Annotated in this window: 20 protein-coding genes and 1 pseudogene; 11 read left to right on the top strand and 10 right to left on the bottom strand. The window is 39.5% G+C overall.

What is annotated here, in order from left to right; all coding sequences use genetic code 11:
• Positions 1-98: 98 nt before the first annotated feature.
• Complete coding sequence (locus AC3CAU_RS11030) at positions 99-590, top strand: Lrp/AsnC ligand binding domain-containing protein (protein ID WP_131214405.1); 492 nt, start codon at positions 99-101, stop codon at positions 588-590.
• A gap of 68 nt (positions 591-658) precedes the next feature.
• Here AC3CAU_RS11030 and putP read toward each other — a convergent pair whose 3' ends face one another.
• Complete coding sequence (gene putP / locus AC3CAU_RS11025; RefSeq protein WP_131214404.1) at positions 659-2,194, bottom strand: sodium/proline symporter PutP; 1,536 nt, start codon at positions 2,192-2,194, stop codon at positions 659-661.
• 468 nt (positions 2,195-2,662) lie between these two features.
• On the opposite strand from putP, the pseudogene aspA reads away from it, so the two are divergent.
• The 5 genes and pseudogenes from aspA (at position 2,663) to AC3CAU_RS11000 (ending at position 10,409) form a co-directional block, all read left to right on the top strand.
• Positions 2,663-4,106 (top strand): annotated as a pseudogene (aspA, locus tag AC3CAU_RS11020) (aspartate ammonia-lyase).
• Between the two features lie 141 nt (positions 4,107-4,247).
• Positions 4,248-4,619: a hypothetical protein gene (locus AC3CAU_RS11015; protein WP_447052917.1), complete on the top strand. Its 372-nt coding sequence runs from the start codon at positions 4,248-4,250 to the stop codon at positions 4,617-4,619.
• A gap of 135 nt (positions 4,620-4,754) precedes the next feature.
• Positions 4,755-8,213 carry a transcription-repair coupling factor gene (mfd, locus tag AC3CAU_RS11010; protein WP_447052918.1) on the top strand — a complete coding sequence of 1,153 codons (3,459 nt, stop codon included), beginning with the start codon at positions 4,755-4,757 and terminating at the stop codon, positions 8,211-8,213.
• A gap of 233 nt (positions 8,214-8,446) precedes the next feature.
• Positions 8,447-8,881 (top strand): HIT domain-containing protein, encoded by a 435-nt coding sequence (locus tag AC3CAU_RS11005; RefSeq protein WP_131214401.1) that lies wholly within the window; start codon positions 8,447-8,449, stop codon positions 8,879-8,881.
• Positions 8,882-8,945: 64 nt separating this feature from the next.
• A complete protein-coding gene (locus AC3CAU_RS11000) occupies positions 8,946-10,409 on the top strand; it encodes an adenylate/guanylate cyclase domain-containing protein (RefSeq protein WP_447052919.1) in 1,464 nt (487 codons plus the stop codon).
• 88 nt (positions 10,410-10,497) lie between these two features.
• Here the strand turns inward: AC3CAU_RS11000 and fdx are convergent, their stop codons facing one another.
• From fdx to AC3CAU_RS10960, 8 genes are all read right to left on the bottom strand, one after another.
• Positions 10,498-10,836, bottom strand: a complete 339-nt coding sequence (gene fdx, locus AC3CAU_RS10995; protein ID WP_131214399.1) for an ISC system 2Fe-2S type ferredoxin — start codon at positions 10,834-10,836, stop codon at positions 10,498-10,500.
• 13 nt (positions 10,837-10,849) lie between these two features.
• Complete coding sequence (gene hscA / locus AC3CAU_RS10990; protein ID WP_447052920.1) at positions 10,850-12,712, bottom strand: Fe-S protein assembly chaperone HscA; 1,863 nt, start codon at positions 12,710-12,712, stop codon at positions 10,850-10,852.
• A gap of 38 nt (positions 12,713-12,750) precedes the next feature.
• Entirely contained in the window at positions 12,751-13,266 is a 516-nt protein-coding gene (hscB, locus tag AC3CAU_RS10985; RefSeq protein ID WP_131214397.1) for a Fe-S protein assembly co-chaperone HscB, read from the bottom strand.
• Positions 13,267-13,376: 110 nt separating this feature from the next.
• Positions 13,377-13,697 (bottom strand): iron-sulfur cluster assembly protein IscA, encoded by a 321-nt coding sequence (gene iscA / locus AC3CAU_RS10980; protein WP_131214396.1) that lies wholly within the window; start codon positions 13,695-13,697, stop codon positions 13,377-13,379.
• Between the two features lie 37 nt (positions 13,698-13,734).
• Positions 13,735-14,121 carry a Fe-S cluster assembly scaffold IscU gene (gene iscU / locus AC3CAU_RS10975; protein WP_004651785.1) on the bottom strand — a complete coding sequence of 129 codons (387 nt, stop codon included), beginning with the start codon at positions 14,119-14,121 and terminating at the stop codon, positions 13,735-13,737.
• Between the two features lie 86 nt (positions 14,122-14,207).
• Positions 14,208-15,425, bottom strand: coding sequence for an IscS subfamily cysteine desulfurase (locus tag AC3CAU_RS10970; RefSeq protein WP_447052921.1), 1,218 nt, complete (start codon positions 15,423-15,425; stop codon positions 14,208-14,210).
• A gap of 1 nt (position 15,426) precedes the next feature.
• Positions 15,427-15,900: an Rrf2 family transcriptional regulator gene (locus AC3CAU_RS10965; protein WP_131214394.1), complete on the bottom strand. Its 474-nt coding sequence runs from the start codon at positions 15,898-15,900 to the stop codon at positions 15,427-15,429.
• 112 nt (positions 15,901-16,012) lie between these two features.
• Positions 16,013-16,660, bottom strand: coding sequence for a hypothetical protein (locus tag AC3CAU_RS10960; RefSeq protein WP_447052922.1), 648 nt, complete (start codon positions 16,658-16,660; stop codon positions 16,013-16,015).
• A gap of 193 nt (positions 16,661-16,853) precedes the next feature.
• On the opposite strand from AC3CAU_RS10960, the gene AC3CAU_RS10955 reads away from it, so the two are divergent.
• From AC3CAU_RS10955 to AC3CAU_RS10940, 4 genes are all read left to right on the top strand, one after another.
• Positions 16,854-17,321 carry a phasin family protein gene (locus tag AC3CAU_RS10955; RefSeq protein ID WP_447052923.1) on the top strand — a complete coding sequence of 156 codons (468 nt, stop codon included), beginning with the start codon at positions 16,854-16,856 and terminating at the stop codon, positions 17,319-17,321.
• Between the two features lie 158 nt (positions 17,322-17,479).
• Positions 17,480-17,752, top strand: coding sequence for an HU family DNA-binding protein (locus tag AC3CAU_RS10950; protein ID WP_004651791.1), 273 nt, complete (start codon positions 17,480-17,482; stop codon positions 17,750-17,752).
• A gap of 133 nt (positions 17,753-17,885) precedes the next feature.
• The gene (locus AC3CAU_RS10945; RefSeq protein WP_447052924.1) at positions 17,886-19,754 is read left to right on the top strand and encodes a SurA N-terminal domain-containing protein; all 1,869 of its coding nucleotides are present in this window, start codon (positions 17,886-17,888) and stop codon (positions 19,752-19,754) included.
• A gap of 255 nt (positions 19,755-20,009) precedes the next feature.
• Positions 20,010-21,302 (top strand): hypothetical protein, encoded by a 1,293-nt coding sequence (locus tag AC3CAU_RS10940; RefSeq protein ID WP_447052925.1) that lies wholly within the window; start codon positions 20,010-20,012, stop codon positions 21,300-21,302.
• Between the two features lie 66 nt (positions 21,303-21,368).
• Here AC3CAU_RS10940 and AC3CAU_RS10935 read toward each other — a convergent pair whose 3' ends face one another.
• Positions 21,369-22,241 carry a DUF2797 domain-containing protein gene (locus AC3CAU_RS10935; RefSeq protein ID WP_447052926.1) on the bottom strand — a complete coding sequence of 291 codons (873 nt, stop codon included), beginning with the start codon at positions 22,239-22,241 and terminating at the stop codon, positions 21,369-21,371.
• A 34-nt stretch (positions 22,242-22,275) separates the two neighbouring features.
• On the opposite strand from AC3CAU_RS10935, the gene AC3CAU_RS10930 reads away from it, so the two are divergent.
• Positions 22,276-22,746 (top strand): DUF6231 family protein, encoded by a 471-nt coding sequence (locus AC3CAU_RS10930; protein WP_447052927.1) that lies wholly within the window; start codon positions 22,276-22,278, stop codon positions 22,744-22,746.
• The last annotated feature ends 76 nt before the right edge of the window (positions 22,747-22,822 follow it).

Genomic DNA, 22,822 nt, shown 5'->3' with positions numbered 1-22,822 from the left:
ATTTTTTTGTTGAGTCAAATACCTTATATAATTTATGATTACAGAAAGGATGCCGAATAACTCACTATAATTTTTATTCATTTTAGAGAATAATTCAGATGACAAGCCCGATTTTTACATTGGACAGAACAGATATCAAAATTTTAGATATTCTGCAAAATGATGGACGAATTTCAAATATCAAAATCGCTGAAGCGGTGAATTTATCAGCCACTGCGGCGCTGGCACGGGTACAGAAGTTAGCCAAAGATGGTTTTATTTTAGGCTATGAAGCCAAGTTGAATCCTGACATGCTGAATGCCAGTTTTGTGGTGTTTGTGGAAATTTTACTGGATAAAACCACACCTAATGTATTGGAGGAATTTTCTGAGGCGATCATGCAATATCCTGAAATTGTGGAATGCCATATGATTAGCGGCGGTTTCGATTTCGTGGTGAAAATTCGCTGTGCCAATATGGAAGAGTTCCGCAGAATTTCGGGACAAGTGCTCTGGCAATTGCCGGGAGTAAAAGAAACACGAAGCTATCCGGTGATGGAAGTGATTAAAGAAAGCTCAAAAATTCATCTTAGAAGTAAAGGACAAAAATAGAAGCAGTAAAAAGGGGCTTAAGCCCCTTATCTTTCAATAAAACTCAAGTAGAAATCATCTGAGTTTTATTAGGAATTTTCAGTTTGAGCCGGTATTCCATTTTTTAACTCAGCCATTTCTTTTTTATACAAATCATCCGCCTGTTCAAAACGTTGCAATACTTCCTGAGAAGGCATTTTTTCAAGCAAACTCACCACAACAATGCCCACGAATGACAGAATAAAGCCCGGAATAATCTCATAAAGTCCCGTATTGGCCAGGGTGTTCTTCCACAAAATAACTGTTAAAGCACCGATAATAATTCCAGCAATCGCGCCGTTTAAGGTCATACGTTTCCAGAATAAGGACAGGATAATCAGCGGGCCAAAAGCAGCACCAAAACCTGCCCATGCATACGCAACAAGACCAAGCACTTTACTGTTCGGGTTGCTTGCAAGTGCAATAGCAAGAACAGCAATCGCTAAAACCATCAGGCGTCCTACCCAGACCAATTCCTTTTGTGACGCATTTTTGCGTAGAAATGATTTATATAAATCTTCAGTCAAGGTACTTGAACAGACCAAAAGCTGACAACTCAGCGTACTCATTACTGCGGCTAAAATGGCAGCCAAAATAATACCGGCAATCCATGGGTTAAACAGAATTTTAGTCAGTTCCATAAAGATCGTTTCTGGATTTTGCGAAACGACTGAAGATAATTCGGGGTGTTGCTGGAAATAGGCAATCCCGATATAGCCTGCACCAATCGCACCCGCTAAGCACATAATCATCCAGCTCATGCCAATACGACGTGCAGCAGGAATCGTCTTCACAGAATCGGCTGCCATAAAACGCACCAGTATATGCGGCTGACCAAAATAGCCTAAGCCCCAAGCTAGAGAAGATAAAATCGCAACGGTACTTAAACCTGAAAGCATATTGCTGGCGTGTGGTCGAGCAGTTTCAATCACGGTTGCAAAATGTTGACTGTGATCACCCAGTGCGAGATAAGCCATAATCGGGGTTAAAATTAAGGCGAAAATCATCAATCCAGCTTGAAAAGTATCGGTCCAGCTAATTGCAAGAAAGCCACCGATACACACATAGCTAATGGTCGCAATGGCACTGATCCAAAGCGCAGTGGTGTAAGTCATACCAAAAATACTTTCAAATAATCGAGCACCTGCAACCATGCCAGAAGCACAATAAATCGAGAAAAAGACCAGAATTACGAGAGCTGAAATAATCCGCAGCACACGTTTACGATCCGCAAAACGACTGGTGAAATAATCCGGTAGGGTTAACGCATTATTTTGAACTTCGGTATGCACACGTAAGCGACCTGCAACCAGCAGCCAATTCAGCCATGCACCGATAATCAAACCAATGGCAATCCACGCTTCCGATAAGCCTGACAGATAAATTGCTCCGGGCAGGCCCATGAGCAGCCAGCCACTCATATCGGATGCACCTGCTGAAAGTGCAGTAACAACACTCCCTAGACTACGCCCACCCAAAATATAATCTGAAAAGTCGGTGGTCGCCTTATAGGCATATAGCCCAATTCCGACCATAGCGATGATATAAAAAATAAATGTGATTAATGTCGGGTTCAGTTGACTCATGTGCTCATCCTTCTGTCCTTATGCATTCATCTATCCGAGATGAATTTTTATACTGGTCCTGTAAGGCGCTGATTCAAACATAAAATTGAAATTACGTTCTGTTACATTTCGAGGGGATTTATTAGCATATTGTGTAGCGGAATGTATTTTTAGATACAATTAATAAAAAATTAAGAAAATTAATCAATTATAAGTAGGGTGCTTAATATCATTAATAAGGTCAATTTAAAGGCTGAATGTGAATTGAAGATCGGCGTTAAAGATTCTTGAACTTAATTTTTTGATGAGAAAAATTGAAAGCGGGAAAGGTAGTTACAAGCCCTTACGCTAGCTACAAAGTCGATGTGTTTGCTCATAGAGTATTGCCAAATAAATATCTTTTTACAATATTTAAAATAGAGCAAAGGTTTAATATTTTTTTTAATTGCACAATTGTGGTGCATAAATGTGAGTATATTTAAAGTGTCTATGGTTCAACTGGATAATACAAGAATAGAACGTGATTTGTTGGGAGCAAAGGAAAGTTCCCACAGCATGTTATTACGGCATTCATACTTTACGTGCTTTAGAGAATTTTCAAATCTCTAATCAGAAAGTCGGAAATCATCATCATTTTATTCGTGCTTTGGCACAGGTTAAAAAAGCTTCGGCACAAACCAATTTAAAATTTAGCAAGATTTCTGAACAAGTCAGCCACGCGATTCAGTTTGCGTGTAATGAATTAATCGAATCTCCAGAGAAATGGAGTCATGCTTTTCCTTTAGATGTTTATCAAGGCGGAGCAGGTACCTCTATTAATATGAATACCAATGAAGTACTGGCCAATATTGCATTAGAGCATTTGGGTTTTCATAAGGGGCAATATGATCATATTCACCCGAATGATCATGTCAATAAATCGCAGTCGACCAATGATGTGTACCCTACGGCTTTACGTTTAGCGACTTATTATAGTTTAGATGATCTTTTAACCCAGACTCAAAAGCTGATTGATACTCTACATATAAAGGTTGCAGAGTTTCAGTATGTTTTAAAAATGGGCCGCACCCAATTACAGGATGCAGTTCCGATGACTTTGGGACAAGAGTTTCGTGCTTTTGCAACCTTATTAAAAGAAGATATCCGTTTAATTCAGCGTACCCGCGAACTTTTACTGGAAGTGAATTTGGGTGCTACCGCTATTGAGACGGGAGTGAATACCCCGAAAGGCTATGCGAATGAAGTCATCCAGTCTTTGCATAAAATTACCGGACTCAACTTAATTGGGGCGGAAGACTATGTGGAAGCCACCAGTGATTGTGGCGTCTTTATTACTTTATCGAGTACGCTTAAACGACTTGCAGTGAAACTTTCAAAAATCTGTAACGACTTGCGCTTGTTGAGTTCGGGTCCACGTACCGGTTTAGCCGAAATTCGCTTACCTGAATTGCAAGCCGGCTCATCAATTATGCCTGCCAAAATCAATCCGGTCATTCCTGAAGTGGTGAATCAGATTGCTTATAGAGTGATAGGGAATGATTTAACGGTAACCATGGCTGCAGAAGCCGGGCAATTACAGTTAAACGTGATGGAACCGGTCATCGCGATTGCAATTAATGAATCGATTGAATTGTTGACACAAGCCATTTCGAGTTTGGATCACAAATGTATTCAGGGCATTCAAGCTAATGAGCAGGTGTGTTATGACGCAGTAATGCGAAGTGTGGGTATTGTGACTTTACTCGATCCAATTTTAGGACATGCCAAATGTGATGAAATTGGCAAGCAATGTATTGCGGAAAACAAGACCATTCAGCAGGTCGTCTTAGAGCAGGAATTACTGACCCAAGAACAGTTAGATGAAATCTTTGCCTTTAGCAATCTGGTTTCAGAAGTGACCGCACAACATGAGCTTTTCGCACAAGTGAGTTAATGCGCTCTGTGCAAAAATTTAACCGCCAGATGAGCAAAAAGGCAGCAGGTTAAAATCGCTGCCTTTTTTATGAAAAATAATGCTGAAGATAAAGCAGCGCAGGGTTAAAATAGTCATGATTTTTTAATCATTGTAATGCTTATGTTGAATAAACTCGCTGGACTATTTACAGGTTCAAAACTGTTTAAAAGTTCCAAGCCATCTGCTGAACAACTTTTTCTAGAAGAAAATGATATCCGGTTCCATCCAGAACAGGGCTATATCGTCGATGGTGTTGTGGTTAATGAACTGTCAGAACGGCTGTCGTATTTCTCCAATCGAAAATTAACCCAGTTTGACGATTTAAAAGCTTTATATTCCGCTGCCATGATTATCAATGAAAAAATTGATCTGGAAATTGTCAGCCAGCGTTTTGTAGCACGATTAGGTAACACCGAAGAAAACCTGTTGCAATTAAAGCAGATCATTCAAAAGCTGAATCAGTATTATCGTAATTTCTTACGCGAAAAATGATTGGAAAATAGGGTCTAAAGACATCCTATCTAAAAGGATTTAGATGGAAAAATCGGTTGCATATAAAAATAACTCAACCGGGAAAAAACCCATGCTAATATACTGCTCATGTCATTTAGACCAAAAGCTATATACATGTTCCAACAAGAAATCTCCCAATTAAATCTGCAGCAATTAAAAGCAGGTGAAAAACGCTGGGTCGGTAATTTACAAGGCTCATCTGCATCTTTATTGTTCAAAGAAATTGCCACGCAAAATAAGCAATTGTTCATTATTGTTGCCAAAAATAATCAGCACTTGGGTCAGTTGGAAAGTGAATTAGAGTTTTACGGCATAAAACCGACCATTTTCCCGGATTGGGAAATTTTGCCCTATGACCGTTTATCGCCCCATCAAGATATCGTGTCAGAGCGTCTTTCAATTTTATCGAATATGACAAAGCAAGGCGTATTGCTTTTATCTGCATCGACTTTGGTACAGCGTGTTGCGCCAACTTCTTGGGTGTTGGGTGAACATTTCGATATTAAAGTGGGTCAAAAGTTTGAACTGGAACAACAAAAACTGCGCTTGATTCAGGCGGGTTATCATCTGGTCGATACGGTTTACGATCATGGTGAGTTTGCGGTACGCGGCAGCATTATGGATATTTATGCATCCGGGCAAAATTCACCGATCCGTATCGATTTGTTTGATGATGAAATTGAAAGCTTAAAATTCTTTGACCCTGAAACCCAAAGAACCACGCAAAATTTGCAACAGTTTTCGGTATTGCCTGCCAAAGAATTTCCACTCAAAGAAGGGCGTGTGACTTTCCGTGACCGTTATGCAGAGAGTTTTCCGAACGCAAATCCTAAGAAAAATCCGGTATATCAAGATGTCCTAGAAGGAATTGCTTCTCCAGGGCTGGAGTTTTATTTCCCTTTATTCTTTAGCAAAGAAGCGATGCAAACACAAAGTACCCTGATGGCGTACTTACCTAAGAATGGCATTGTCATTACAGATAAACATCTGGACGAAAATTTAACCAGTTTTTGGAAGGATGTGGTTCGACGTTATGAAGATCGTCGCCATAATATTGATCATCCCATTTTGCCGCCAGAAGAAATATTCCTGCAACCAAATCAGGTTTTGGAACAACTGAATCACTTTGCCAGAATCATTGCATCTTCAGAAGAGTTTGTAGATAAAACTGGGGTGCTTAATCTTAATACCGAATTGCCCCCACGTTTACCCGTAGATCCAAAACAAGAAAAACCGTTTTCCGCGGTTAAAAAATATATTGATACAGCCAATCATCCGGTACTGTTAGTCGCTGAAAGTGCCGGACGCCGTGAAACCTTAAAAGATGCGTTGCGTCCGACTTTGGGTGATATTCCCAACGTTGAAAATTTTGCAGATTTTAGAAAATCACTCCATGCTATCGCGATTACCAGCGCACCTCTTGATCGTGGTCTAGTGATACCGAATCACCTCACGGTGATTTCTGAAAATCAGCTTTATGAACATCGGGTAGTCCAGCGCCGTCGTAAACGCCAGCAAGAAGTTTCAGAAGAGTTTTTAATCCGCAGTTTAACCGAGCTGAGTATTGGTGCACCGGTGGTGCATATTGATTATGGTGTGGGGCGTTATGCGGGTTTGGTCACTTTAACTATTGATGACCAAGATCATGAATTTTTACAGCTGGATTATGCCGATGCTGCAAAAGTCTATGTACCTGTCACCAATTTGCATTTAATCAGCCGTTATAGTGGTGGCGATCCAGATTTAGCACCTTTACATAAATTAGGTACCGATGCCTGGAACAAGGCAAAACGTAAAGCCTTGGAACAAATTCACGACGTTGCTGCTGAGTTATTACATATTCAGGCACGTCGCCAGTCCAAACCCGGGTTTAGTTTTGAACTTGAGCAAAGCCCATATATGCAGTTTGCCAGCGGCTTTGCTTATGAGGAAACTCTAGATCAAGCCAATGCGATTGAAGCGACATTGCATGATATGCAGCTGGCCAAACCGATGGATCGTCTGGTCTGTGGTGATGTTGGTTTTGGCAAGACTGAAGTCGCGATGCGAGCGGCATTTTTAGCAGTACAAAATAATAAGCAAGTTGCGGTGTTGGTGCCTACAACTTTGCTGGCACAGCAGCATTATGAATCCTTTAAAGACCGTTTTGCCGATTGGCCGATTCGGATTGAAGTGCTTTCACGTTTTGGTTCCAATAAAACCCATTTGAAAATTACCGAAGATTTAGCCAATGGCAAAGTCGATATTGTGATTGGAACGCATAAAATCTTGCAGGAAAGTATCCAGTTTAAAAACTTGGGCCTGATGATTGTCGATGAAGAGCATCGCTTTGGGGTACGCGATAAAGAACGGATTAAAGCCATGCGCGCCGATGTCGATATGCTGACCCTGACTGCAACTCCAATCCCGCGCACCTTAAATATGGCATTTAGCGGTATGCGTGATTTATCTATTATTGCCACGCCACCGGCCCGTCGTTTGGCAGTCAAAACTTTTGTGCAAGAGCAAACCAGTGAATCCATTAAAGAAGCTATTTTGCGTGAATTGCTTCGTGGTGGGCAGGTTTACTTTTTACATAATGAAGTCGACAGTATTGAACGCGCTGCAGCCAGTGTTCGCGAGCTGGTTCCTGAAGCACGTGTCGCGGTTGCGCACGGACAAATGCGCGAGCGTGAACTGGAGCAGGTGATGCAGCAGTTCTATCATAAAGAATATAATGTCTTGGTCTGTTCAACCATCATTGAGACTGGGATTGATGTGCCAAATGCCAACACCATTTTGATTGAGCGTGCAGACAAACTGGGTCTTGCACAGTTACATCAATTACGTGGTCGTGTCGGGCGTTCACACCATCAAGCCTATGCATATCTATTAGTCCCTTCAATTAAAGGTTTGAAGGGAGATGCTGAAAAACGTCTGGATGCCATTCAGCGTGCATCGAATTTAGGTGCCGGTTTTATGTTAGCCACTGAGGATTTGGAGATTCGTGGCGCGGGTGAACTTCTAGGTGAGCAACAAAGTGGTTCGATGCACGCGATCGGTTATAGCTTGTATATGGAAATGCTTGAAAAAGCGACTAAAGCCATTCAAAAAGGTAAAACACCGAATTTTGATGCACCGTTATCATTAACGGCTGAAATTAATCTACATATGCCAGCCTTAATTCCGGATGAGTATTTAGGCGATGTGCACCAACGTCTGATGTTCTATAAACGTATCAGTAATACCGACAATCAGGAAAAACTCGATAATATCCGTATGGAGTTGATTGACCGTTTTGGTGTGCCTCCACAACCTGTGAAGCAGTTATTTGCTGTGCATCAACTCCGTTTAAAAGCAGAGCAGTTGGGGATTACCAAGGTTGATATCAGTTCACACGGCGGTCACATTGAGTTTTCACCCGATACCCCGGTACAGGCAATCAGTATTATTCAAATGATGCAAAAACATCCGACTTTTTTCCGTATGGAGGGTGGTCAACGTTTAAAAATCATGGTGATGCTTGAAGATTATCAAAAAAGAATTCAGTTTATTTCCGATTTGCTGGCGAGTTTGTTAAAAGAAATTCACTGATGAGAAAATGAGTGCATAAATATTATGCACTCATTTCTTAATTCAGCCATAATTTAAGATTTATTGAAAAGAAATGCTTGAATTTTTAGGGGAATTTATTAAATTTGTCTACGCTCGAGTCTTCAAAGCAAATAGTGGTTTATTTGTAATGAAACACATTGCATAGAATATTCACGTCCCATTGGATGTGATAGTATTAGCCATCATTCTAATTTTGCATAATTTATAAAGATATGTTTAGTTTGCATCCACAACTTGCTCAAGATACTTTTTTTGTAGGCGACTTTCCACTGTCAACATGTCGTTTAATGAATGATATGCAATTTCCGTGGCTCATATTAATTCCGCGCGTACCGGGTATTAGTGAATTATATGAATTAAGTCAGGCTGACCAAGAACAATTCCTACGTGAATCTAGCTGGTTATCAAGCCAGTTGGCACGTGTATTCCGTGCAGACAAAATGAATGTTGCTGCTTTAGGAAATATGGTTCCACAATTACATTTTCATCATGTCGTGCGTTACCAGAATGATGTCGCTTGGCCAAAACCAGTTTGGGGCACACCTGCTGTTCCATATAGCAATGAAGTACTTTCACATATGCGTCAAACTTTAATGCTTGCGCTACGTGGTCAAGGTGATATGCCATTTGATTGGCGTATGGATTAATTCAAAGCAATTCAAAAACCAGACAGGGAGTGTTTGGGGGAATACTGGGACCAGGAGTGATTGAGTGCCATTAGACGACTGGATTAGAAAAGAGCCGAGACAATTTGAATACTTTCATCGCTTGATGGGGTATATCATGTTGTCTTTACTGGTCATTGTCTATCATTACACTTCTTCTGATACGCATTATCAAATCTATGTTCCAGTATTTTTATTGTTTGTGTTACTGATTATCCCGAAGTTATCGAATGGGTTGTTGTACCGTTATAATTCAAGAATAAAACGCAGTCTGTTATTCCTTATTGATGTTATTGTTATTTCAGTTATTTTATCTGCCATTCATTTAAATCTGGTACTGACTTTTATTTCATTTTTTGCACTTCTTTATACTGCAATCAGTAATAAAATTTCATTTCTCATGGTGTCATTGGCGAGTCTTATTGGAATCGCAAATTTTTATCTGTGTAATATCTTCATTTTTGGATTGGGTGAGTATTTTGAACAAACCACAGGCGAATTAACTGTCTTGGGTTTTATTTGCCTCATCACTTATTTTGGCGTGGGAAGTTTTTACCAGCGTAGTCAAATTCAGCATATTACTGATCGTAAAGCTTATTATTATGAGCAAATGAATCGCTATATGGAGTTTGCCAACCAGCTCAGCCGTTACGCACCAGTACAGTTGTGGCAATCGATCATGAAGGGTGAGTCGGAAGCCAAAATTGAATACAAGCGTAAGAAAATGACCATTTTCTTTTCAGACATTCAAGGTTTTACCGAACTCTCTGAAACTCTTATCCCGGATGACTTGGCATTCTTGCTGAATGACTACCTAAGTCATATGACAGAAATTGCGAAACAGTATGAAGCGACTGTCGATAAGTTTATGGGAGATGCAATTCTTATTTTCTTTGGTGATCCGATTTCTCAAGGTGTTGAACAAGATGCAAAAACTTGTTTAGACATGGCGATTGATATGCGTCAGCAAATGAAATTATTAAGAGAGCGCTGGATTAAAATGGGCTATCCTGCTTTACATATTCGTATGGGGATTAGTACGGGATATTGTCACGTTGGAAATTATGGCGCGGCTCACCGTATGGCATATACCATCGTTGGACGTGATGCAAATTTGGCGGCGCGTTTGCAAAGTGCGGCAGAAGTAGATGAAATATTAATTTCTGATGATACTTATAATTTAATTAAAAATGATTATTTGTGTGCACCTAAAGCACCAATTAAGCTGAAAGGTATTCAAGGGTCAGTCAACACCTGGCAAGTGATGGAAAAATATACTTCACGTAAATCGGATTATCAGCGCTGGTTTGATTATGAATATAAAGGCTTCCATTTATTGCTGAATCTAGATGAAGTGCAAAACTACGAATATCCAGAGCTAATCAATGTTCTGGAAAAAATGATCAAACGTATACAAAAACAGCAAAAAATGACTAATTCTCAAGGTATTGTAAAACTAAATTTAGAAGATGAAATAATTGAAGATCAGAAAGATGAACAATATCAATAAGCACCATTTCTATTCAATTCCAGATAAAAATATAAAAAATGCATAAAAAACCACGCTTAGCGTGGTTTTTTATGCATCTTTAAATCAATTAATGATTTTCAGAAGCATGATTGATCGTGTATTTCGGAATTTCAACTTCCAAATCTTCATCCACAATTTTTACTTGGCATGAAAGACGTGAGTCAGGTTCAAGACCCCAAGCGCGATCAAGTAAATCTGCTTCAACATCAGTCATTTCTTCCAAGCTGTCAAAACCTTTGCGAACCACAATATGACAAGTGGTACATGCACAAGACATGTCACAGGCATGCTCAATCTTGATGCCATTTTTCAATAAACTTTCACAGAGATTGGCATTCTGTTCGACTTCAAACTCAGCACCGTTCGGGCAAATTTGCGCATGTGGAAGAACTTTAATACGTGGCATAATTTTTACCTATTTATTCGGGTGAGTTTGACCAATCATCAAGTTGAGTGCCTTTAAGCGCAGCATCAATATGTTGATTCATACGTGCTGCAGCAAAGGCATCACTATGTGTTTTAAGCTGTTGCACTGCTTGTTCAATAGCCTTGATATTATTGCTGGCTAATTGGCTTTCAAGTTGAACTTTGGCTTGTTCTAAAGCAACAAGTTGTTCAGCGCTAAGCAGGTTTGAATCAACTTTTAATGCTTGGATGAGTGCTTCAAGTTCACGTTGTGCTTCAACTTTGGTTTCTTGCAAGTGACGAAGATTTTTATCTTCTTCAGCAAATTTAAAACCTTCAATCAATAAGCGTTCAGTATCAGAATCCGATAAACCATAAGAAGGCTTAATATCAATTTGAGCGTGCACGCCAGAGGTGGTTTCTTTTGCTGCAACAGTCAGTAAGCCATCTGCATCCACTTGGAAAGTCACTTCAATACGTGCTTGGCCTGCAGTCATCGGTGGAATGCCATGTAAGACAAAACGGCCTAAACTGCGACAGTGTTCAACCAGATCACGCTCACCTTGTACCACATGAATCAGCATCGCAGTTTGACCATCTTGATAAGTGGTAAACTCTTGACGACGTGCTACAGGAATGGCGGTATTGCGTGAAATAAGGCGCTCAACCAGACCACCCATGGTCTCTAAACCTAAAGAGAGTGGGGTAACATCCAGCAGCAATGAGCCATCTTTATTATTGCCAATCAGCTGATCTGCAGTAATGGCAGCACCAATAGCAACCACTTCATCGGGATTAATGGTGCATAAAGGTTCTTGACTAAACACATCGCGAACAGCTTTTTGTACCGCATAAGAACGGGTTGATCCACCGACCAGAACAACGTTTTGAATGTCATTAAGCTCAAGTTTGGCATCACGCATTACGCGTTTGCATACGCTAATGGTTTTGTCTAAAGCAATTTTAATGATGTCTTCAAAGGTTGCACGTTCTAAAGTTAAAACCTGATTTAGCGCCTGAAGTTCAACTGATTCTAACTCTGTTAATGCTTCTTTGGCGTTACGTGCAGCAACCATCAGATGTGCATGTTCTGCATCATCCAAGGTTTCAATATTAAGCTGTTTCTTTGCCCATTTCACAATTAAGCGATCTAAATCGTCACCACCAAGAGCAGTATGACCACCCGTAGCTAAAACTTCGAATATCCCTTGGGCAAAACGCAAGATAGAAACGTCAAAAGTACCACCGCCTAGATCATAAATTACATAGTTGCGGTCAGAAGCTAAATTGCTTGCTTGATCTAGCCCGTAAGCTACCGCAGCAGCAGTCGGTTCATTCAGTAAACGTAGAACATTTAAACCCGCGAGTTGGGCTGCATCACGAGTGGCCTGACGTTGAGCTTCATCAAAATAGGCAGGAACAGTAATTACTGCACCATTAATTGGATTTTTTAGACTTCCTTCAGCACGCGCTTTTAATTGTTTTAAGATTTCAGCCGAAATTTCAACAGGAGTTTTACGACCTTGGTGAGTTTCAAAAGCTGGCATTTGGTGATCTTCACCTACCAGTGTATATGGATGCTGGAATTTAATATCCGCCTTTGAACGACCCATAAAGCGCTTAACAGAGGTAATAGTATTTTTAGGGTCACTGGTCATGAATGCTTTAGCTTCATCACCATATTGGGTGGCTTCATCTGCATAATGCACAATCGATGGAAGTAACACACGACCTTGTTCATCGTTAAGAACTTTAGCTTTGCCTGATAAAACCGTAGCCACTAAAGAGTGTGTTGTACCTAAATCGATACCAATGGCAATACGGTGTTCATGGGGCGCACTTGATTGACCGGGTTCTGCAATTTGCAAGAGAGCCATTGGGTTACATCCTTTGAACGTCTAAAAGTAGAAATAAATTAAAAATCATCGTCAAGATCGAAAGAATCATCATCTAAAAAGCGATCTTCAGCTTTATCGATATCTGCCATAACTTTCTGGAAAAAACGTAATTTACGTACTGTATCGCGTGCTTCTGCCCAATCTTCTTCAGTATAGTCAATTTTAAATTCACGAACCAAACTGTCAATCCATTGTTGGACTTCGTGTTTAAGTGAAATCAAATCATCACTGGTATGAGCTTCATCTAGCTGTTCACGAATTTCTAACGCAGATTGTAAAAAATCAAAATCGCTGATGGACTGATCAAGCAGATGATCCTGTTTTTTTAACGAAAGCAGATATCCCGCACGACTATCAACTTGAGATAAGACTTTAAAAGCCTGATTGATTTCACTTGATTTAATCAATGCCTGATCTTTGTCTTCAGCTTTATCGGGATGATATTGTTGCTGCAATTTTAAAAATTCATTTTTTAAAGCTGCTAAATCAATATCGAGTGCTACAGGAAGATTGAACAACTCAAAATGATTCATGGGAGATTTGATCCGCGAAAGTTCTATAAAAATTACTGGACATATAAATGCAATTAAAACAGTGTATTGTACACTGTTTTAATGCTTTACAAGAGAATGAAAGGTGCTGATTAAACAGTGAAAGATTCACCACACCCACATTCACCCTTTTTATTGGGGTTGTTAAATTCGAAGCCTTCATTCAAGCCATTTTTCACATAGTCCATTTCTAAACCTTCTAAATAGACACTGCTTTTAGGATCAATGAAAACCTTAACGCCAAACTGTTCAAAAGTTTGATCATGTTCATCAATCTCATCGACGAACTCGAGTACATATGCCAAACCAGAACAGCCTGAAGTTTTCACGCCAACGCGAATGCCTTCACCCTTACCGCGATTTTTTAAGTAATTGCTGATATGAGTTGCAGCATTTTCAGTTAAATGAATCATGAAAACTCCGTTATTCCTTATTCAAAACTTAAAGCGATTAAGCTTTAGCTTTTTTGCTGCGGTAGTCTTCAACAGCAGCTTTAATAGCATCTTCAGCAAGTACAGAACAGTGTACTTTTACTGGAGGAAGCGCGAGTTCAGTTGCAATATCAATGTTTTTGATTGCTTGTGCTTGGTCTAAAGTTTTACCTTTAAGCCATTCAGTGACAAGTGAACTTGAAGCAATAGCAGATCCGCAACCATAAGTTTTGAAACGTGCCTGTTCAATTACACCGTTGTCATCCACTTGAATTTGAAGGCGCATAACATCGCCACAAGCGGGTGCACCGACCATACCTGTACCAACATTTTCAGCGTTTTTATCTAAAACACCAACATTACGGGGGTTTTCGTAATGATCAATTACTTTTTCACTATAAGCCATGATGCGTCTCCAAACCTCGAGGTCAGCCTTGATAAGTATTAATATGGGGGCATCTTACTGAAATTCTATAAGATGCCAAGAATAAATTAGTGTTCAGCCCACTCTACGGTAGAGAGATCTACACCATCTTTGTACATATCCCAAAGAGGGGAAAGATCACGTAGTTTTTGTACAGCAGCTTTGGTTACTTCAATTACATGGTCGATATCTTCTTCAGTGGTATATTTACCGAAGCTGAAACGAATCGAACTGTGAGCAAGTTCATCAGAAAGACCTAATGCACGAAGTACATAAGAAGGCTCAAGTGTTGCAGAAGTACATGCAGAACCCGATGATACAGCTGCATCTTTCAATGCCATCATTAATGATTCGCCTTCAACAAAGTTAAAGCTTACATTTAGATAGTTTGCAACATTGTATTCAGGGTGACCATTTAAGAACACTTGTTCTAAGCCTTGTAGCCCATTCCAAAGTTTGTCACGTAGTACACGCAGACGGTTCTGTTCAGATACCAGGTTTTTACCAGCAAGTTCAAAGGCTTCGCCCATACCTACGATTTGGTGGGTTGGAAGGGTGCCTGAGCGCATACCACGTTCATGACCGCCACCATGCATTTGAGCTTTAAGGCGAACACGCGGACTACGACGTACAAACAGGGCGCCCATACCTTTAGGGCCATAAATTTTATGAGCAGAAAAACTCATTAAATCGATTTTCATGGTTGAAAGATCAATTTCAACTTTACCGGCAGCTTGAGCAGCATCGACGTGGAAATAGGTTTTATTGGCGCGAGTGATTTCACCAATTGCGGCAACATCAGTCACGGTACCAATTTCGTTGTTCACCATCATCAGGGAAACAAGAATGGTATCTGGACGAATCGCAGCTTTAACCATATCAGGCGTAATTAAACCGGTTTTTGGTTCTGGCTCAATATAGGTGATTTCAAAACCTTCTTCTTCGAGTTCACGGCAAGTATCTAAAATTGCTTTATGTTCAATTTTACTGGTAATGATGTGCTTGCCTTTAGAGGCATAGAATTGGGCAACACCTTTTAATGCAAGGTTATCTGATTCAGTTGCGCCAGACGTCCACACGATTTCACGTGGATCTGCTTTAATCAAATTGGCAACTTGTTCACGTGCATATTCTACTTTTTCTTCTGCCTGCCACCCGTAAGCATGAGAACGAGATGCAGCATTACCGAAAGTACCATCGAATGTTAAGCACTCCATCATACGTTCTGCAACTTGAGGGTCTACAGGAGTAGTTGCTGCATAATCAAGATAAATCGGACGTTTCATGTCAAATACCTGTAACCGATAAAAGGGCTGAATCAAAACTTGGTGAATTTTGGCGGATTGCAACGGTTTGAACGTTGTCACGTGCTACAAGATCAGCAAGAGTAATTTTTGCTAAATAATCGGCAATGTGGTGGGAGAGTTCTTGCCATAAATCGTGAGTCAAGCACATTGCACCATTTTGGCAGTTGCCTTTATGGTCGCAACGCGTTGCATCGACTGTTTCGTTTACAGCTTCAATAATTTCTAATACAGTGATTTCATCAGCGCGACGAGCAAGATGGTAGCCACCGTTGGCACCACGTACACTAGACACTAAGCCGTGACGCTTTAATTTCGCAAATAGCTGCTCAAGATAAGCCACAGAAATAGTTTGACGGGCTGCAATTTCAGCAAGCGTGATCGTTTGTTCAGTTGGCTGCAAAGCTAAATCAAGTAGAGCAGTCACTGCGTAGCGACCGCGAGTAGTAAGACGCATGATTCGATACACATGTTAAGACTAGATGTGTCGATTTTAAGAATCCTGACTAAAATAGTCAAGTTTTTTATTAGGCTTTAAGTTTTTTCGTTTTAGAAGAAAAAATGTATATTTATCCAAGCCATAAATTATACACTAATAAAACAATTAAAAGCACTGCCGTTACAATAAACGAAATATTAATTCTTTTCTGTTTTTGTTGAATACGGCGAATCCGGTTTTTATATTGTTTGACTTCAACCTCCAGGCTATTGATTCTGGAGCGTTGCAGGTCAATTTTTTCCAAAAGAGGCGCAATGCGCTTTTTTGAAGCGATAACATCTTGCTCATCAGTGGGTTCATTTAACCACTGCTTCCAATCTGATAAAACTTTTGGAAAACTAAAAAATAGAGCTAAATCGCGGAACTCATCTTTTAAAGTAAGGTCACCATCAATACGCATTTTTTTCAGACTGCGACGGTTGGCAAACACAAAGACTTTAATTAAATCCATAAGGGTGGTGCGGATATCCAGATCAACCGCTTTTTCTGGCGCTTTGGTATCAAATAAAATTCCATGTTCAGTAAATTGAATGTAAAAATCAAAATAGGGTAAATAACTATTGATTTTAATCGCAACCTTTTGATCTATAAATTTTTTAGCTTGCAAACCAATAACGCGATCATGCTTCAAAATAAGGGTAAAAATCGTTTCAAGAACAATCATAACCATTGTTAGCAACAAATGCGGTTGAGTTTGACTTTGCTGCGATTCACTCATAAAACTTAATCCTTACCTGAAATAGAGCATCCTAGCTCGTAAAATATGTTTCAGGACTTTAAACCAAATACATAATAATCTTGCTTTGTAGAACAGTTTAGCAAATCTATCAAGTATTTAATTTGCTATTATCAGTGTATTTTATGGATAAATATGTTTAGCAGTACATAAAACAATTGGGAGATAAAGATCAATGGATAAGCAAGCAAAGGATCAGGAAGATGAACAAAAACAATTGGAAGATATTGATAGGAAAAAGAATAAGTCGCGTGAAGGACGAAGATCAGGGTTGGATTTCCGTAAATATACACAACAAATTTGGCTTGCAGGTTTAGGTGCTTTTTCACGTGCAGAAGAAGAGGGAAATAAATTATTTGACTCTTTGGTTAAAGTGGGAGAAGAACTGGAATCTAAAACTGCGGAAATTGCTGATCAAACTGTGGAAAAGGTGTCGGAGAAAGCCAAAGAGTCAGTTACGGATACTAAAGATAAAGTTGAGAAGCTAATTGACCATAGTGTGAACCATTCTTTAAACCGAATTGGTTTAGTAACGGTAAAAGATATTCAGCATTTAGAAAGTCTCATATTACAATTACATAGCAAGGTTGATTTTTTAGTTGAAGAAAATAAGTTTCTAAAAGAGCAAATTGTAAAAAAATGAAACATTTTTGGTTTTTCTGCATTTTTCAACAATTTTTTTCGCATTTATTTTGCAGAAATCGATATCCAGAGTATTGCGTTTTGCCCTAAAGCATTGCTATAAAGGTGCTATGGAATCCTTAGACCTTAAATAAACGATATTAAGAGGACGTAATCTTCATGAATAAATCAGAATTAATCGATGCAATTGCAGAGAAAGGGGGATTGTCTAAGACTGATGCAGGTAAAGCCTTAGATGCAACAATTGCTTCAATTACTGAAGCACTTAAATCTGGTGATACTGTAACACTTGTTGGTTTTGGTACATTCAACGTAAAAGAACGTGCAGCACGTACTGGTCGTAACCCACAGACTGGTGCAGCTTTAGAAATTAAAGCAAGCAAAGTGCCTAGCTTTAAAGCTGGTAAAGGTTTAAAAGATTCTGTTGCTTAATCTTTTTTAAAGCCGATAAACGCGCCGCATTAGGCGCGTTTTTTTATTAATAGTGGCGATTTTCAGTTTTAACGCATTCATTCATTGTGGGTTTTCGGTTAAAATCGCTCACAAATAAAATATTGGAATACTTATGGAATCTTTTCGTAAAGTTATTAAGGGTTGGTTAGGCAAAGTTTTGCTTATATTGTTTTTGACCCCTTTAGCACTTGTAGGTATTGAAGGATATTTTAGTGGTGGCAAATCCGAAGACACAGCAAAATTAGTGAATGGCCAAGAAATTTCTAAAAAAGAGCTAGAAACACTGACGAAATCATTTAAAGACCAGTACCTGACTTATGCCAATGGTGACGAAACTTTATTGAATCAATCTTTTATTCAAAATAAAGCGATGGATACCTTGGTGGCGCGTACCTTGTTATTACAACAGGCAGAAGAATTGGGTATTTCTTTAAGTGATGCACAGATTGAGCAAATGGTTGCCCAGCAACCAAATTTCCAAGAAAACGGTAAATTTTCTGAAAGCCTGTATGCAAACTATTTGCGTTCAGTGGGGATGACCAGCCAAGCTTTAATTGCAAATTTACGTCAAGACCATGCCTTAAAAATGCTGACTTCAACATTTATAGATTATGCTTTGGTCAGTAAATCAGATATTGAACAAATTGCGAATTTGCAAACTGAACAACGTACATTGCATCTTGCAAGCATTAAACTGGATGAATACAAAAAAAATGTAAAAGTAACAGCTCAGGAAGTTGCTGCTTATTACAACAAACATCAAAATTCATTTAAACAAGTTGCAAGTGTAGATGTGGATTATGTGGTATTAACGCCAGCGAATGTTGCACCTGCCAATACGCAAGTCACAGAGGCGGAATTACAGCAAGCTTATGCAACATTTGTAGATGCGCAAAAGAAAGATGCTAAACCACTCGTGAAGCATATTCTAATTGCAGCAGATACTCGTTCAGATGCAGAAGCGAAGAAATTAGCTACTGAGGTCGCTGCGAAAATTAAAGCAGGGATGAGCTTTACTCAGGCTGCTGCGCAATATTCAGATGATACTGAGTCCAAAGCCAAAGGCGGTGTGGTAGAGGCATATGCCAAAGGTGTATTTGGCGATGCATTTGATCAAGCGGTGGCTTCGTTAAAGTCAGCGCAAGTATCAGCTCCGGTTAAAACTCAGTATGGTTATCATTTAATTGAAACAGAAGCGGCAGCCATTAAGCTTCCATCATTTGAAACTGAAAAACCACGCCTGATGGCCGAATTGCAAAAGAACAAATCTGCAAATGCTTTTTCAGATACGGTAAATGGTCTGAATGAAATGGTCGTCGGTAGTGATGCGCTTGATGTTGTTGCTCAGGAAGTGAAAGGGGTTACTGTTCAATCAATCAAAGGGATGACTTTAGCGACTCAACATTCGGTACTGAGTGATGCGAATGTAAAAGTTAAGCTATTTAATGATGATGTGAAAAATGGTGACCGTAATGCTTCAAGCAGTATCCAGCTAGCGAATGGGGATACAGTTTGGGTGAAAGTACGTAATTATCATGCTGCCGGTGTGCAAACGCTGGCAGAGGCAACACCTCGTGTTAAAGCTAAACTGATTGAACAAAAAGCAGTTGATGCAGCTAAGGCGAAAATCCAAACGGCATTGAATAGCTTCAAGTCACAACCTGCCGCAACTGTATTAGCACAAAGTAAGATCGCATTTGAAAGTGCAGGTGTATTTACCCGTTCACAAGGTCTGAAACGTGAGATTGAACGTGCTGCATTTAGTGTTCCCGCACCAAAAGCAGGCATGTGGTCAGTAACCACAGCTTCCTTGCCAAATGAATTGGTGGTGGTTGCCGTGTCGAATGTAAATAAGACTACAGCTAATGCTTTAACAGATGATCAATTAAATGAATTGTCTAAGTTGTACCAGCAACTTCGTGGTCAACAAGAACTAGATGATTACACTCAATATCTGAAATCGCATGCAAAAATTAAATAATTCTCGATGAAACAAAAAAACCTGCGTTAACGCAGGTTTTTTATAGTCATAAAAAAATAAAATGGTCTTAGCAAAAGATATGATTTGGTTTTGATGGAATTTAAGGTTAAATTACCAAGGAATACAACAAAAACATGATTTTATAACCATAAAACATCAGGTCCATAATGAAAAAAGCCCTTGTTTATACCCCAGTTCAACAATTTTTTTTTAAACTGCTGCAATTTATCTCAGTCAATAAACCTGGCAAAGGTTATGGTCGTGATCAAACAGCCATCTACACCAGAAGTTACTGATTTTAGCGTGCAAACTATCACAGGTACTGCAGATCCAAAAGCAAAGATTAATGTCACTTATGAAGATCAGCAATATCAAACCACAGCAGATGCAAAAGGTTTCTGGAGTATCAATAATCCAATCATTGGCGCTGGTTCAGTTACGATTGTTGCTATAAATGCACAAGGTGTAGCCTCACAGGAAATTTCATTGGCACAGCTTCCATCATTGCCAAGTACGCCATTATTTTCCCAAGTTGGTGATTATCTTGAAGGCACTGCAGATCCGCATGTGACGGTGGTTGTACGCCATGAAGGGGTTGAATATAGTGTTGAACCTGATGAAAATGGGAATTGGTCACTATTAAATCCGCTTGTGCCGGGTACTGCGATCCAGGTGTTTGCGCGTAACGAATTTGGTCTGGAATCGCCAACGATTGTGTCGTATGTGCCACCTGATCCGGTTATTCCGCCAATACCACAGGTTGTGCCATACGCACCTGAAGTTGTAGAGGTTGGTAAAAAGCTGACAGGCACAGCAATGCCTCATGCCCAGATTGTTGCAGTCAGCAATAGTCAGGAATATACGACTATCGCAGATGAGGATGGAAATTGGTCATTAGAGAATCCAATTGCACAAGGTGGAACACTTGAAATTTACCTGATTACAAATGAGGGTTTAAAGTCACCTTCGATCTCTTTAGTGATTCCTGTTATTCTTCCTGAGCCTCCACAAGAACCAGAAGAGTCGAGCTATATTTTGTTTGAACTTGTTATACCAAATATTCTTAAAAATGATGAGCAGCTTGCGGGTCAAGCAATGCCATATGGTAAAATTGTAATTTTGGCGAATGACGTAGAATATATTACTTATGCCGATGAAAATGGTGAATGGTGGATTGAGAATCCAATTGCACAGGGTGGTTTCTTAACTCTGTATTCTGAAAATATCGCAGGTGAGCGTAGTGAAAGTATATCTATCGCGAAGCTGAATTTTCCTGTGATTGAAGAGCAACAGGCTTCAATTGAAGAGATTCTTGTGCTTGGGAATGAAAATACGCCAGATACACTAAGTATTCTTATACCACAGTTAGACAACGACATTGATGTGAATTTATTGTTGCAAGGAATAGAAACACCATCTGCCGTGACACCGCTTAATCCTTTATTTGAAACACCTGTACAGGAAATTATGCCAAGTAGTCCAATTGTCTATTCAACACAAGATTTGCTTCAACCTGCATTTGCTGAACAAAACTGGATGATTGGTTAAACTTTGAGTTTATAGAAATAAAAAAGCGAGATATTAAGTCTCGCTTTTTTTATGTTTTATCAAAAATTACTCAGCACGTAGCTTAAGCTCATAGCCCGAGTATTTGCGAATATTGATCACCCCGGTATCCAAAATCAGGTATTGACCTTTAATCCCGAATAATTTGCCACGAATAATCGGAGTTTTGTCCAGATTATGCGATTTGATTTTCTCAGGATATTCATCTACTGGGTAAACAAACTCACGTGGAAGCTCGCTTTCCATGATTTCAACAGTTTCGTTGAATTCCAGATTTTGACTGAATTCATCACGAATGGTTTGAATTTTCGGAGCAAATTCTTCAATCAACTGTTCACGCACTTCAATTAAATTTAAAGGTTCAGCTTCACCTTTGAGCAGTTTGCGCCAATCAGTTTTATCTGCCACCTGGGTCCCGAACATGATTTCCAGTTGACCGGATAGACGACGTGAACCGACTTTCATGATCGGAAGGGCTTGGGTTGCACCCTGATCAAGCCAGCGGGTTGGCATTTGTCCCTGACGGGTGATGCCTACTTTTAATGCACTGGAATTGGCCAGATAAACAATATGCGGCTGAAAACAGACTTCTTGAGCAAAACTGTCTTGACGGCAAGTACCCAAATGATAATGACAGGTTTCAGGCTTCATAATACACATATCGCATGAAGCTTGGGTTTTAAAGCATTTAAAACAGTGACCTTGCGCATAGGATTTGGGTGTTTTATTGCCGCAGGAAACACAGTAAATATTACCTGTCCATTCGATTTCGACTTCTTGTCCCAGAGTGAAGGGAAGATCAATTTCAGCGCGATCTAGTACAAATTTATATTCTACATTTGCCTTACAGGTCTGGTGATCAGTTACAATAGGGTCCTTTAGACCTGCATGCATTTTATGGCAAATGCCTTGTAGTTCCATGAAGAATACTCTCTCAAATAATAAGGATGCAGTTATGGCTGAACAAAATGTCATTGCTTCAATGCTAGACGATTTATCTAAAGAACAGCCTATTCAAACTGCATTATGTATTGGCCAGAATCTTGCACAATACGACATCAATCAATCAATTCAATGGCACTATTTTACCGTAACTGAGTTTTTAAATCTGCCTTTTACACAGCGCTATGACTTAGGTCTGGTATTGCTTGATTCACAAGAATTAATTCATATTTCTAATATTGAGAAATCACAATTATTGGTCAAGCTGCGCGATTTAATGGCGAAGAGACTTGTGGTGGTCAGTCAGTTGCAGGATGAAAAACTATTACGTGCATTAGGTTTTACCCAACTGATTGATAAAACCAAGCATGAGAGTGATTTTGCTTTATGGCAATTCAATATTCTGACTTATAAGCATGTACCGGACTGGTTTAATTCTAAGTTTTGGGCAAATCCTGAAAACTGGAATAAATTCCGCTGGTAAGACCGAGTTGTTTATATCTTTGCTAAATCTTGCAAAACTTAACAATTTGCCTTCATTGCTGCTTTTGAAAGCATCG

This window comes from Acinetobacter sp. GG23 (genome assembly GCF_057766365.1).
The sequence above is the reverse complement of the archived record's forward strand: the minus strand, read 5'-3'. Positions and strand labels throughout refer to the sequence as shown.

Excerpts from the sequence above, each read along its gene's own strand:
- AC3CAU_RS11030 (WP_131214405.1), top strand. The coding sequence starts at position 99 with ATGACAAGCCCGATTTTTACATTGGACAGAACAGATATCAAAATTTTA.
- putP (WP_131214404.1), bottom strand. The coding sequence starts at position 2,194 with ATGAGTCAACTGAACCCGACATTAATCACATTTATTTTTTATATCATC.
- AC3CAU_RS11015 (WP_447052917.1), top strand. The coding sequence starts at position 4,248 with ATGTTGAATAAACTCGCTGGACTATTTACAGGTTCAAAACTGTTTAAA.
- mfd (WP_447052918.1), top strand. The coding sequence starts at position 4,755 with ATGTTCCAACAAGAAATCTCCCAATTAAATCTGCAGCAATTAAAAGCA.
- AC3CAU_RS11005 (WP_131214401.1), top strand. The coding sequence starts at position 8,447 with ATGTTTAGTTTGCATCCACAACTTGCTCAAGATACTTTTTTTGTAGGC.
- fdx (WP_131214399.1), bottom strand. The coding sequence starts at position 10,836 with ATGCCACGTATTAAAGTTCTTCCACATGCGCAAATTTGCCCGAACGGT.
- hscA (WP_447052920.1), bottom strand. The coding sequence starts at position 12,712 with ATGGCTCTCTTGCAAATTGCAGAACCCGGTCAATCAAGTGCGCCCCAT.
- hscB (WP_131214397.1), bottom strand. The coding sequence starts at position 13,266 with ATGAATCATTTTGAGTTGTTCAATCTTCCTGTAGCACTCGATATTGAT.
- iscA (WP_131214396.1), bottom strand. The coding sequence starts at position 13,697 with ATGATTCATTTAACTGAAAATGCTGCAACTCATATCAGCAATTACTTA.
- iscU (WP_004651785.1), bottom strand. The coding sequence starts at position 14,121 with ATGGCTTATAGTGAAAAAGTAATTGATCATTACGAAAACCCCCGTAAT.
- AC3CAU_RS10970 (WP_447052921.1), bottom strand. The coding sequence starts at position 15,425 with ATGAAACGTCCGATTTATCTTGATTATGCAGCAACTACTCCTGTAGAC.
- AC3CAU_RS10965 (WP_131214394.1), bottom strand. The coding sequence starts at position 15,900 with ATGCGTCTTACTACTCGCGGTCGCTACGCAGTGACTGCTCTACTTGAT.
- AC3CAU_RS10960 (WP_447052922.1), bottom strand. The coding sequence starts at position 16,660 with ATGAGTGAATCGCAGCAAAGTCAAACTCAACCGCATTTGTTGCTAACA.
- AC3CAU_RS10955 (WP_447052923.1), top strand. The coding sequence starts at position 16,854 with ATGGATAAGCAAGCAAAGGATCAGGAAGATGAACAAAAACAATTGGAA.
- AC3CAU_RS10950 (WP_004651791.1), top strand. The coding sequence starts at position 17,480 with ATGAATAAATCAGAATTAATCGATGCAATTGCAGAGAAAGGGGGATTG.
- AC3CAU_RS10945 (WP_447052924.1), top strand. The coding sequence starts at position 17,886 with ATGGAATCTTTTCGTAAAGTTATTAAGGGTTGGTTAGGCAAAGTTTTG.
- AC3CAU_RS10940 (WP_447052925.1), top strand. The coding sequence starts at position 20,010 with ATGGTCGTGATCAAACAGCCATCTACACCAGAAGTTACTGATTTTAGC.
- AC3CAU_RS10935 (WP_447052926.1), bottom strand. The coding sequence starts at position 22,241 with ATGGAACTACAAGGCATTTGCCATAAAATGCATGCAGGTCTAAAGGAC.
- AC3CAU_RS10930 (WP_447052927.1), top strand. The coding sequence starts at position 22,276 with ATGGCTGAACAAAATGTCATTGCTTCAATGCTAGACGATTTATCTAAA.